At 73.7% G+C, this 12,504-nt stretch carries 8 protein-coding genes; 1 reads left to right on the top strand and 7 read right to left on the bottom strand.

Annotated elements, in window-relative coordinates; translation table 11 throughout:
- Positions 1 to 9: 9 nt before the first annotated feature.
- From ASG05_RS07745 to ASG05_RS07715, 7 genes are all read right to left on the bottom strand, one after another.
- Positions 10 to 1,710 carry a hypothetical protein gene (locus ASG05_RS07745; protein ID WP_056259557.1) on the bottom strand — a complete coding sequence of 567 codons (1,701 nt, stop codon included), beginning with the start codon at positions 1,708 to 1,710 and terminating at the stop codon, positions 10 to 12.
- Positions 1,703 to 2,590: a hypothetical protein gene (locus ASG05_RS07740; protein WP_056259555.1), complete on the bottom strand. Its 888-nt coding sequence runs from the start codon at positions 2,588 to 2,590 to the stop codon at positions 1,703 to 1,705. The genes ASG05_RS07745 and ASG05_RS07740 overlap by 8 nt, the downstream gene beginning before the upstream one ends.
- Positions 2,587 to 3,171 (bottom strand): hypothetical protein, encoded by a 585-nt coding sequence (locus ASG05_RS07735; protein WP_056259553.1) that lies wholly within the window; start codon positions 3,169 to 3,171, stop codon positions 2,587 to 2,589. The genes ASG05_RS07740 and ASG05_RS07735 overlap by 4 nt, the downstream gene beginning before the upstream one ends.
- A gap of 56 nt (positions 3,172 to 3,227) precedes the next feature.
- The gene (locus tag ASG05_RS07730) at positions 3,228 to 3,524 is read right to left on the bottom strand and encodes a WXG100 family type VII secretion target (RefSeq protein ID WP_056259551.1); all 297 of its coding nucleotides are present in this window, start codon (positions 3,522 to 3,524) and stop codon (positions 3,228 to 3,230) included.
- 85 nt (positions 3,525 to 3,609) lie between these two features.
- Positions 3,610 to 8,553 (bottom strand): FtsK/SpoIIIE domain-containing protein, encoded by a 4,944-nt coding sequence (locus tag ASG05_RS07725; RefSeq protein WP_056259549.1) that lies wholly within the window; start codon positions 8,551 to 8,553, stop codon positions 3,610 to 3,612.
- Between the two features lie 91 nt (positions 8,554 to 8,644).
- Positions 8,645 to 9,625: an NAD-dependent epimerase/dehydratase family protein gene (locus ASG05_RS07720; RefSeq protein WP_056259547.1), complete on the bottom strand. Its 981-nt coding sequence runs from the start codon at positions 9,623 to 9,625 to the stop codon at positions 8,645 to 8,647.
- A gap of 89 nt (positions 9,626 to 9,714) precedes the next feature.
- The gene (locus tag ASG05_RS07715; protein WP_056259545.1) at positions 9,715 to 10,602 is read right to left on the bottom strand and encodes a copper homeostasis protein CutC; all 888 of its coding nucleotides are present in this window, start codon (positions 10,600 to 10,602) and stop codon (positions 9,715 to 9,717) included.
- 69 nt (positions 10,603 to 10,671) lie between these two features.
- On the opposite strand from ASG05_RS07715, the gene ASG05_RS07710 reads away from it, so the two are divergent.
- Positions 10,672 to 12,495: an AMP-binding protein gene (locus tag ASG05_RS07710; RefSeq protein WP_082486549.1), complete on the top strand. Its 1,824-nt coding sequence runs from the start codon at positions 10,672 to 10,674 to the stop codon at positions 12,493 to 12,495.
- Positions 12,496 to 12,504: the final 9 nt, after the last annotated feature.

Below are 12,504 nucleotides of genomic sequence, written 5' to 3'. Positions count from 1 at the left end.
CGAGTGACGTCACGGTCGCCGCGTGACGAAGAAGTCTTCACTGGTACCTCCTAGGAACCTGCTGATGTCAGGATCGGCATTGGCGGGTGATGCGGATGCCATCGATGCGTACCTCAAGGCGTCGTGGGCGTTCGATGGGTTCACGGAGCCGTCATCTGTGTGGAGAGACGGCGCGTCACCGCTGACGAGCGTCCTGTTGGCGGTGGTGGGGTTCGACGCGCCGTCGAGGATGGCGATGGGGTCTTGTCCCGATTCCAAGGACGTCACGCGGGTGGTGGATGGAATGTCGAAGTTGGCGATCGGCGAGCCGGCCGTGACGACCTGCTGGATGTTGTAGCCGGAGTCCCCTGCCGCCATGGCACCCGCCGTGATGCCACCGAGGCTGAAGCCCACGAGCATGACGGGGTCGCTCTTCGAGATGCCTGCCCTCGCCATGGCATCGTAGGTCGCCTGCGCGAGCGCGGTCTGATCGCCGTTGGCGATGGCGTGCATGTCGGACGTCAGGTCATTGGGGTTGGCGGTACCCGCGTAGGGGTTCCACTGCTGAGTGCTCGGAATCTGAACCGTGTAACGGACGACGCCGTCTTCGCCTTCCGTCGCGATGATCCTGACGACCCCCTCGTCTTTGGCGCCCATGGCGTCCACCTGCTGGGCACCGAGCAGCAGTCCCGCGAGATCGTGAGGCGCTGCCTTCCCGTCGGCAGCGTAGTTCTGGGCGTAGAACTCCTCGAACGAGAGGTCGGCATCGTCCCCGTACAGCGCCTCGTAGGCGTCCGCCGCAGCCTTCATCTCGCGTTGGTCCAGCACCTGCTGACTGTTCTGGCTGCCCCCGAGCACGGCCTCGCCGTCCTCGAACATGCCGAGGGTGTCGCCGGTGGCGAGCAGACCCTTGACGACGACGTCGTAGCCGGGGCCGAGGGCACCGAGCGAGGACTGCATGCCCTGGATGAAGTTGCCCCAGGCCGCGACGTCGTCGTAGTTCTTCGCCACGTTGTCACCGAGTGCCGACTGCAGTCCCGGCAGGCCGGTGAGCAGCTGACCCGGGTCGTCGACGTACTGCTGCCACGTGTCGCCGACGCCGCCGACCAGGGCCTTGAGGCCCTCGGTGCCGACGGCGACCACACCCGACTCGAGAGCCGAGGCCAGCAGGTAACCCGTCAGGCCCAGCACGCCCTTCAGCTGCTCGCCGGTCGTGACGGCCGACGCCGCCACCGACACCGTGCCGCCGAGCAGCGACACCGTCACGCTGACGGCCCCGCCGAGACCGGCGGCCGAGACCTGCAGGGCGCTGTCGGCCAGTTCGTAGGTGGACACCACGGCGACCGTCACGACGGCCAGTGCGTCGGCGGCGGCGATCGAGAGCGCCAGGGCCGCGGTCGCGCCGACCACGACGCCGGTCACGGTGGCGGCCGTGCCGGGCGACAACACGGCCGACTCGACGAAGTCCCCGTCCGTGAGGACGCCGCCGACCGTCGTGACGCGCCCGGCGACGAAGGCCGAGTGGGCGCCCAGCGTGGTCGCCAGCCGCTCGATGTCGGAGTAGGTCGCCGTGAGGTCGCCGGCGGCCCCGGCCGTCGCTCGCGAGGTGTCCACCGCGGCGGCGGCGCCCTTCTCGCCCAGGTCGCGCGAGGCGTCCCTCATCGCGACCGGCAGGTCGCCCTTCTCGAGGAACCCGTCGACCATGTCGCCGAGCAGATCGTCGTCAGCCATCGCGCGCCTCCTTCACCCATGTCGCCAGCACCCCGAGCAGGTCGGCGCGGACCATGCCGCGCCCCACGCTCGTCAGGTGCACCCTCGTCTGTTCGGCCAGGCGCTCGGGCACGCCCGCCGCGGCCACCGGGACGGCCAGCCCGATCTTGATCCAGTCCGTCTCGCCCAGCAGCCAGGCACCGGTCCAGGCGCCGTCGGACGCCCGCGAGGCGAACGTCACCCGGAACCCCGTGGGCAGCGTGCCCGTCAGTTGCCGCAGCAGGTCGACCGAGTCGGAGGCGTGGACCTGTTCGACGACCTGCGCGGTGACGGGACCCTCGCCGCGCTCGAGGGCCGCGATCACGGCCCGGGACTCGGCCAACCCGAGGCTGCGGTGCGTGATCGGCGCGGCCTCGCGGCCGCCGGCGGGCAGGTGCGACAGGAGCTCGTCGGTCAGTGCCTCGAGCGGCGCGAGGGTGACCTCGACCGTGGCGTCGGCGAAGTCGCTGCCCGTGGCACGACGGAACGCGAGCCCGGCTGCGGTCGGGCCGACGAGGTCGACCAGCACGCGGGTCTCGACCTCGGGCTGCCAGGCCTGGACGACGGCGCGAACCTGACCCACCGAGTGCAACGCCAACCCCGCCAGCACGGCGGGAGACGTGTGGGGGCGCAGGTCGAGGTCGTCGGTGACCTCGAGCAGCACGCCCTTGGCGGCGAGGGCGGCCAGCGCCTCGGGGCGCGGCGTCTCGCCAGGGCGAGCCGTCTCGCCCGCGCCGAGCGTCCAGTCGGCCGGCAGCGTGAGCCCGGGCAGGCCCCGCACGAGCCAGCGGTACTCGTCGGCCGTGAGGTCGAAGCGCGAGACGGGCGGCACGGCGGGCCTCGAGGACCCGCTGCCGGTCACGACCAGCCCCGCGAGACGAACGTGTCCTTCAGGTCGAGCCAGTCCTTCGACCCGGCGACCGGCGTACTCGGCACCGCCGTGGCGATCTCTCGGGCCCGGATCACCTTCTGCTCGGGCACCTGGACCCCGGCCACCTCGTAGTAGAAGACCTTGACCTTGGACGCGACGCCCTCGACGACGTCCTCGGCGGCGGCCGCGACCGTCGAGACCACCCTCATGAAGCCGGTGACGGCGTTCGCCGGGACGTCCTCGACGAACTCGCGGACGGTGCGGGCGACGTGCACGGCGTCGTTCCAGCGCTCACCGACCCACGCGGCGGCGTCCTCGATGGCCTGCTTGACCTCGTCGACCCGGCGGGCGTGCTGCTCGAGCGCGTCGGCGGCGTCGTCGACCTGCGAGGCTCGTCGCCCCAGGTCGTCGGCCGTCGTCGTCACCCTCGCCCGCAGCGCGTCGGCGGCAGGCGACGTCCACGCCACGTTCGCGGCGTCGTCGATCATCGTGCGTGCCCTGCCGCGCAACTCGTCGGCCACCGTGCGCAGCTCGGTGGCCTTCGCGCGCAGCCGGTTCGTGTCCCCGTACATGCGTCACCCCTCGCGGCCGGTCGCCCCCCGGGCGGCCGGCCATCGCTCGTCGGTCGTCAGCGACCGATGCGCGAGGCGAGCTGCGAGTCGACGTCGCCGAGCGTCGTCGCGGTCGTGCGGAGGAAGGTCGAGAGGTCGTTGAGGCCGCCGATGGCGTTCTGCGCACCGGTGGTGAAGCGCGTGTAGGCGTCGTTGTAGGCGCCCGACGACTTGTCGGTCTGGAACCCGGCACTGGTCAACGCGGCGATCTGCGACTGCAGCTTCGACAGGGTGGCGTTGATCTCGTCGCGACCGGCCAGCAGGCGGTCGGCGTTGCTGTTGAGCTCTTGGTACGAGACGTTCATGTTGGGCATGGTGTTCCCCCCGGTGGTGGTCGTCGGTAGACGGAGCTGTCGGCCCCGCGTCGACATGCAAGCAGATCGGTGCACGATCCGCACCTTAATATGCGGCTGAATCGACTTTGCCCGGGGGTGAGGTCGAGGGTGACTGCGCGGGCGAGACGGGCGCCGCGGGCAGGGCCACCTGCACCCGCGACACCCGTCCCTGGTCGACCAGCAGTCCCCGGCCCACGGGGAAGTCCTTGCGGGTCACGCGGGGGAACTGCGTCCGGAACAGCTGCAGCCCGTCGGTCTCCTCCGGCTGCATCACGATGCCCGCCCGGGCCGCCTTGAGCTCGGAGAACGTCTGCCACGCACCGCCGCCGGTGATCGTGTCGGTCTCGGCGACCACCACGACCCCGGCGCGCCGCGCCGCCTTCAGGAGGCGCGCGACCGACCCGTCCGCCGGCAGCGCCTCGAGGTCGGGGACGCTCTCGACCGCGACGACGAGGTCGAGCTCGGTGCCGGCCGGGGCGGACTCGATCCGCAGGGCCAGGGACGTCGTTAGGGCGTCGGCGGACTCCGCGTCGCTCGACGCCTCGACCCAGTCGAGCGCCCCGCCGAGCCGGCCGCGTCGGGCCGCCACCAGGTAGGGCTGCCAGCTCGGGCGGGTCGCCCGGATGCCCCGCAGCACGGTCGTCATCGTGGTGGTGCGGCCCGACCCGAACGGGCCGGTGACGACGAAGAGCCCGTCGAGCGGGACGGCCACGGGCGCCAGCGTCTCGTCGGCGAGGCCGAGGGTCGGACGTCCGTCGACGTCGGCGGGCAACGAGGTGGCGGAGATCCGCTCGGGCAGGCGGCGGACGCCGGGGGCAGCCGACACGTGGTCGCCGAGCGAGGCGGCCAGGGTGTCGACGACCTCGGCCTGGGCGGCGACGTCGGGGGTGCCACCCGCGACGGCGAGCTGCACCTCGAGCCCGTCGATCACCGCGCGACCGGCGGGAGCGTCGACGAACACGTCGGGCTTCACCCCGGCGACGGCGTAGTCGCCTTCGCTCGCCAGGCGCAGCACGAGCCTCGTCTGCAGGTTGGACTGCAGCGTGGTCGAGAAGGCGCCGAGCCGGTCGGCGGTCAGCACGAAGTGCAGTCCCACCTGGCGACCGACGGCCAGGAGGTCGGCGAAGCGGTCGAACACCGCGCCTCCGGACCGGAACTCGTACCCTGCCCGGAAGGCCGCCATGCCGTCGACCAGGACGAGGACGCGGGGCAGCGCGGTGCCGGTCGCCGCGCGGTGGTCGGCGAGGCTGCCGACGCGGGCGGCCGAGAAGAGGGCGGAGCGCTCGTCGACCAGCGCCTCCAGCTCGGCGAAGAGCCGGGCGACCCGCTCGTCGTCGTCGCCGTCCACGATCGAGCCGACGGTGGGCAGCGACTCGAGCGAGGCTAGGCCGCCGCCCGAGAAGTCGATGCCGTGCACCCACACCGGGTGCTGCCGGGCGACCGCCGAGGCGGCCACGGCGACGGTGCGCAGGGCGGCGGACCGGCCGCTGCCGCCGGTGCCGATCACCGCGACGTTGCCGGTCCGGTCGAGGTCGAGCACGTAGGGCGCCTGCCGCTGGGCCGAGGGCTCGTCGCGCAGGCCGATGACGAGGCCGCTGCCGGTCGAGGGCGGCAGGTCGGCGAGGTCGAGGCGGTCGGGCAGCGGCTCGAGCCAGGGGCGTCGCGGGGCGGCCAGGCCCACGGCCGACGACGCGCGCCGGATCGTCGCGGCCAGCCGCTCGATGTCGCGGGGCGCCGACTCGTCCCGCCGGTTGTCGGAGCTCGCCACGACCCAGTCGCGGCCGCGACCGAAGACCAGCTCGGTGACCTCGACGTCGGGCCTGCTCCGGTCGTCGTCCGAGGTCCAGCCGCCGAGGTACGCGGACTGGAAGTCCAGCACGCGCCCGGGGCCGAGCTTGGCGGCGGCTCGACCGGGCGTGCCCGGCGAGAAGAACGCCGCCGTGGGCACGCCCAGCACGTCCTGGCTGTCGGCCTCGTCCGAGACCCGCAGGGCGACGCGGAGGTTCGTGTTGGCTCGCAGGTTGTCCTTGATGACGCCGGCCGGGCGCTGGGTCGCCATGATCAGGTGCAGCCCCAACGACCGTCCGCGCTGGGCGACGTCGATCACGCCGTCGACGAACTCGGGCACCTCGCGGGCGAGGGCGGCGAACTCGTCGATCACGATGACGAGCGACGGAGGCGCGTCCCGGTCACCGCGCTTCTCGAGCGTCTCGAGGTCCTTCGCCCCCTTGGCGTTCAGCAGGTGCTCGCGGTGGGTGAGCTCGGCCCGCAGCGAGGTGAGGGCCCGCCGCACGAGGTGCGTGTTGAGGTCGGTGACGAGGCCGACCGTGTGGGGCAGGTCGACGCACTCGGCGAACGCCGCGCCTCCTTTGTAGTCGACCAGCAGGAACGTCACGCGGTCGGGCGAGTGCTCGGTCGCCATGCCCATGATCCAGGTCTGCAGGAACTCGCTCTTGCCCGACCCGGTCGTGCCGCCGACCAGGGCGTGCGGACCGTGCCGTCGCAGGTCGAGGGCGAACGCCTCGGCGGGCCCCTGCCCGACGAGCGCGCGGATGCCTCCGGGCTCACGGTGCGAGCCCGGGCGCCAGGCCGAGGTGAGGCTGTCGTTCTTCATCCAGCGCTGGACGACGGCGTCCGACTGGTCGGCGACCCGACCCTCGAGCAGGTCGAGGAACCCCACGCGGTGCGGCAGGTCGGACTCGTCGAGCACGGGGGCTCCGGAGTCCTCGACCGGCGCCAGCAGGCGCGCGGCCTCGAGGGCGTCGATCGAGCTCGTCGTCTCGAGCCGTTCGAGCGCGACCCGGACGCCGCTGCGGACGAAGCCGACCGCGGCCTGGCCCGTGTCGCCGTCGACGTCGAGGTAGGTGCGGCAGACGACCGGCAGCGACGCCACCGTGCTCGCGAGCCACAGCACGAAGACGCCGTAGTCGGGCCCCTGCTCGGCGATGGCCACGAGGCGGGCGCGGTCCGCCGGCAACTCGTGCGCCACGACGACGAGGACGGCCGGCACCGCCGGCAGCGAGTCCACCGAGGCGCCGTGCTCGGCGTCGGCGGTGCGCGCACGGTCGAGCCGCGACCGCACCGTCTCGCCTCGCCCCGCACCGGCCTCGCGACGCGTCGCGACGAGCTCCTCGAGCTCGGCCATGAGCATCGTGGCCGAGGTGAAGTCGCCGGCCAGCCCCGAACTGCTCAGGGGGCTGTGCGGCGAGTCGACGTGCGGCAGCCAGGTGAGCCACGACCAGTCCCTCTGGGACTCGCCCGATGCCAGGGCCGTCACCACCAGGTCGGCGGGCGAGTGCAGCCCGACGAGCTGCAGCACGAGCGATCGTGCGGCGTCGCGCGAGATGGTCGAGTCGCCGGCGACGCCGATCGCCCCGGCACGCTCGAGGTTCTCGATGATCGGCACGCCGTCGACCTCGGCGAAGTCGTCCACCAGTCGCGTGACGCGGTCCCAGTGGTCGGGCCCCGACGAGTTCTTCGAGGGCGGCGTCACGACCGTGCGACTCGGCTGGGTGCCCAGGCCGAAGCGGACCTCGAGGAAGGTGGTGTGCTCTGGCTTGCGCGTCCAGAGCAGCGGCGACCGGTCGCGGACCGCCGCCGCGACCTCGTCGGCCGACGGGGACTCCGCCACCCGCGCCTCCCGTTGCCGGTCGCGCTCGTCCTCGAGGTGCGCCCGGCTCGCCGCCAGCGACTCTTCGAAGCGCTCGCGTTCGTCGCGGCCGCGACGCTTGTTCTGGATGCGGTTGTCGATCCAGGTGCCGATCATGATCACCGGCGACAGCGCGATGAACAGCAGGCTGAAGACCTGCCGGGTCACGGCGAACAGCACGGCGCCCATGATGACCGGAGCCACCACGGCCAGCACCGGGAACCTCGTGCGCTCGGGGATGGTCGGCAGTTCGGGGGCGACGACGGTCTCGCCCGGGTAGGTCGGTTCGACCCGGGGCGAGCGGACGAAGGTCGTGTGGTCGCGGGCGTCGGGGGAGGTCGGCGACGGGGCTCCCGCCGACGGGGCCGCCGTGGTGGCGACCGGCCGGGGGCCCGACGCCGGGGTGCCGGCCGAGGGCACCCGCGTCACGACCGTCAGTTCGGTCTCGCCGAGGGTCCGGTCGGACGCGAGCCCGTCGTCGGCCGCGAGCCCGTCGTCGGACGCGAGCAGGTCGTCCGACGCGAGCACGCCGTCCGACCCGGGCGACGGGGGCGGACCGGACGGCCCGCCGGTCGCCGACGGGACCCCGCCGGGGGCGACGGGAGCCGGGGGGACGCCGCCCGCCGCGAGGGGTGCCGCGGCGCCGCCCGCGGCCGACGCCCCGGAGGTCGGGGACCCGGTCGCGCCGGGCAGCACGCCGCCGGCCTCGACGGCCCGGCCGTCGAGGCGGTGCTGGGGGAGGCGCGGTCGCGACCCGGTCAGCAGCGACACCCGCATCTCGGTGTCGCCGACCCGCAGCAGCGAACCCTCCGAGAGCACGGCGCGGTCGACCAGTCGGCCGTCGACCTCGATGCCGTTCGAGCTGTTCAGGTCGGTGACGGTGAGGCCCTCGGTCGCGCTGACGCTCGCGTGCCGGCGCGACACCGAGGTGTCCGACAGGTGCACGTGGGCTCCCGGGTCGCGTCCGACGTAGCTCGTGCCCGACGCCAGCCGGAACTCCCGGCCCGTGTCGGGGCCCGAGGTGACCTGCAGCAGGGCGACCGGGAGAGCGAGCCGGTCGTCGCCGATGCGGTGGTCGTCGGTGGCGACCACCTCGACGGTGCACCCCGACCGCAACCCGGACTCGTGGACGGTCAGCAGCGGGTTCAGCAGGCGGGAGGTCGTCGACCCGGGCACCCACATGCGCAGCGTCGGGGTCGCGGGCCTCGGCGTGCGGGGGGCGTCGGGGTCGGACTCGACCAGGTACCGGGCGATGTCGCCGACGCTGGCCGTGATGTCGACCGTGACGGCCAGGTCGCGTGCCCGGTCGTCACCGCGCCGGGCCCCGTCCCCGTCGATCAGTGTCAGCTTCAGCCGCATAGCCGTCTCCCCTCGCCCGCGACGAGCCTAGGTGACGAGCGGGGGAGGCGCGGGTGCAGATGACGCGCCGCCCGCGACCCCTGCCGCCCGGCTACAGCGCGACGAGCCGCTCGTGGGCGTCGTCGACCCAGGGGTCCATCGTGCGACGTGAGGCGTCGGCGTCGTGCCAGGCGACGATCTGGCGGGCTCCCTCGGCGAACGGCACCCGCGCCTCCCAGCCGGGCACCAACGCGCGGATCTTCGACGTGTCGAACACGGCCGGGTGGCTGCGGTCGCCGCAGAGGTCGGCCGTCCACTCGGGCACCTCGTCGGTCAGCACCTGCGTCGTGCGGTGGACGACGTGCAACGACGCGCCCGCAGCGTCGGCCAGGTCGCGGGCGATCATGTTCCAGGTGAGCAGCTCGGGCGACATGATGTGGAACGCCTCGCCGAGGGCTCCCGGGTGGCCGAGCAGGCCGACGAACGCCCGGGCGAAGTCGGCCGAGTGGGTCAGCGCCCAGAGCGACGTGCCGTCACCGTGCAGCACGACCGGGTCGCCGCGGCGCATGCGCTCGATCGTGGTCCAGCCGCCGAGCAGCGGCACGTGCGTCTCGTCGTAGGTGTGCGACGGCCGCACGACGGTCGCCTGCACCCGCCCGGCGAGGTGCTCGTCGCGCAGCAGGCGCTCGCAGGCGATCTTGTCGCGCGAGTACGACCACCACGGGTTCGACAACGGCGTCGCCTCGGTGATCGGCAGGGTCACCGGGGGCTTCTGGTACGCCGAGGCCGAACCGATGAACACGTACTGATCGGTCAGCGGGGCGACGACCCGCATCATCGACGCGAGCTGGTCGGGCGTGAAGGTCAGGAAGTCGGCCACGGAGTCGAAGCGATGCCCCCTCAGGGCGGCGGCCAGCGCCTCCTCGTCGCGGACGTCGGCGACGAGCTGCTCGACGCCCGCGGGCACCGGCCTGATCGTCGTGCTGCCGCGGTTCAGCACGGTCACGGCGAGGCCGTCGCGCAGGGCCTGTCGCACGACCGAGGCGCTGATCTGCCCGGTGCCGCCGATCACGAGGAGGGACGTCGATGTCATCGCTCCACTGTGCACCCCCGCGACCCGGGGTGGTCGGCCCACCGGCCCCGGGGTGACGCGTCGGGGGCGGCGGGTCAGGCCTGGTCCGGTCAGGCCTGGTCGAGGGCGTGGCGTGCTGCGCGGACCAGCTCGGGGTCGGTCTCGAACCACGAGTCGGTCGACGCCTCGGTGCCGAGCGACACGGTCGTCCCCGACCGGGACGAGGAGGCGCGCACGGCCTGCGCCCGCTTCGCCGACAGGTGCACGGCGTCGACGCCCGCGGCCACGAGTGCCGGGACGTCGCCGAGCTGCACCCCGCCCCCGGCCATCACCTGCACCCCGCCCGCCACCTCGACCATGCGCGGCAGCACCCCGGCGGCGAGCCCCGCCCCGACCGTGGACGCCCCGCCCGACGTCAGCACGCGCGTGACGCCGAGCCCCGCAAGTGCCGCCACGGCCGCCACCGGGTCCGCCGCCCGGTCCACGGCCCGGTGCACGGTGACTTCGAGCGGTGAGACCCCAGGAACCGGCCGAGACCCTCGGGCGCGAGCGGGGGTCTGGGCGGGTTGCTGGGGTGTCGTGCCCGGCTGCTGTGCGGCGGCGTCGAGGGCGGCCTCGACGAACCAGCGGACGGCGTCGACGTCGAGCGAGCCGTCCTCGCGCAGTGCGCCGACGACGACGCCGGCCACGCCGGATCGCACGAGCGCGCGGATCTCGCGCACCATCACGTCGAGCTCGTCGGCGTCGTAGGCGAACCCGCCGGGTCGGCACCGGACCAGCGCGTGCACCGGCACGCCCGTCGCGACCGTCGCCTCGACGAGCCCCTGCGACGGGGTCACGCCGCCGAGCTCGAGGGCGCTGCAGAGTTCGACGCGGTCGGCTCCGCCGTCGCGCGCCGTGACGGCCCCGGCGGCGCTCGTCACCGCGATCTCGAGGGCCGGCCGCGGGCGGACGGACGGGACGGCGGATGAGGAGGCGCGGGTCGCGTCGGTCGTCATGCCACGACCCTAGGCGAGCGGTCGCAGCCCGTGCCGGGCCCGGCACGGGCGGGGGTGCATGATGGCGGGATGCCCGACGCACCCCGCACGCCCGACGCACCCCGCTCGCCCGCCGCGCCCGCCGCCGACGCCGCGCCCGCCGCCCACGCCGCGACGCCTGCCGCGACGCCTGCCGCCGACGCCCCGGCCACCGCCGCGTACCGCGCGGCCCGCGACCACCTGCTCGGGCTCGGCCACGACCTCGACCGGGCGAGCGACGAGTTCCGCTGGCCGGACGTCGGCGACCACTTCAACTGGGCGACCGACTGGTTCGACGTCGTCGCCGAGGGCAGCGACCGCACGGCGCTCTGGATCGTCGAAGAGGACGGCTCCGAACAGAAGGTGTCGTTCGACGCCATGCGTCGCCGCAGCGACCAGGTCGCCGCGTGGCTGCACGACCTCGGCGTCGCGAAGGGCGACCACGTCATGCTCATGCTCGGCAACCAGGTCGAGCTGTGGGAGGCCATGCTCGCCGTCATGAAGGTGGGCGCGGTCATCCTGCCGACCTCGACGGTGCTGGGCGGCGCCGACCTCGCCGACCGCGTCGACCGTGGGCTGGTGCGCCACGTGATCGCCAACGCGGGCGACGCCGCCGCGTTCGCCGGGGTCGAGGGGATCGAGGCCGTCACGCGCATCGCCGTCGTGCCCGAGGGCGAGGCGACCCCCGCGGGCTGGACGTCGTTCGCGGACTCGCACCGCGCCTCCTCGGTTCGCCCCGACGTCGCGACCGCGACGGGGGACCCCTGCCTCGTCTACTTCACCTCGGGCACCACGAGCAAGCCGAAGATGGTGGTGCACTCGCACGCGTCGTACCCGGTGGGCCACCTGACGACGACGTACTGGCTCGGCGTGCAGCCGGGCGACGTGCACATGACCATCTCGTCGCCGGGCTGGGGCAAGCACGCCTGGAGCTGCTTCTTCGCGCCGTGGACCGCCGAGGCCACCGTCTTCGTCTACAACTACGGCCGGTTCCGCCCCGCCGAGTTGCGCGACCAGCTCGAGCGGGCCGGGGTCACGTCGTTCTGCGCGCCGCCGACGGTCTGGCGCATGCTGATCCAGTCGTCGCTGGGGTCGCGGCCGGGTGCGCTGCGCGAGGCGCTGTCGGCGGGGGAACCGCTCAACCCCGAGGTGATCGGCCGGGTGCAGCAGGGCTGGGGGCTCGACATCCGCGACGGCTACGGGCAGACCGAGACGACCGCCATCGTCGCCAACGCCCCCGGCGGCACGATCAAGGCCGGGTCGATGGGACGCGCCCTGCCCGGCGTCGACGTCGTGCTGGTCGATCCCGTCACCGGCGTCGTCGGCGACGAGGGAGAGGTCTGCCTCGACCTGACGACGCGTCCGGTCAACCTGATGACGGGCTACCTCGGCGACGCGGACCGGACCGAGTCGTCGATGCGCGACGGGTTGTTCCACACCGGAGACGTCGCCGTGCGCGACGCCGACGGCATGATCACGTTCGTCGGCCGCACCGACGACGTCTTCAAGTCGTCGGACTACAAGATCTCGCCGTTCGAGGTCGAGAGCATGCTGATCGAGCACCCCGCGGTGGCCGAGTCGGCCGTCGTGCCGGCTCCCGACGAGACCCGGCTCCACGTCGTCAAGGCCTACGTGACCCTGGCCGAGGGGTGGGCCCCGGACGCCGAGACCGCCCGCGCCGTGCTCGCGCACGCCCGGGTGTCGTTGCCCGCGTGGGAACGCGTGCGGCGGGTCGAGTTCGCCGAGCTGCCGAAGACCATCTCGGGCAAGATCCGCCGCGTCGAGCTGCGCGACCGCGAGGAGGCGCTGGCCCGGTCGGGCGAGCGGGCCGCGGCCGAGTGGCGCGACGGGGACTTCCCCGACCTGAAGGGGTAGGGGCGCGCG

This window comes from Frigoribacterium sp. Leaf186 (genome assembly GCF_001423905.1).
In the GTDB taxonomy this organism is placed as follows: domain Bacteria; phylum Actinomycetota; class Actinomycetes; order Actinomycetales; family Microbacteriaceae; genus Frigoribacterium.
The sequence above is the reverse complement of the archived record's forward strand: the minus strand, read 5'-3'. Positions and strand labels throughout refer to the sequence as shown.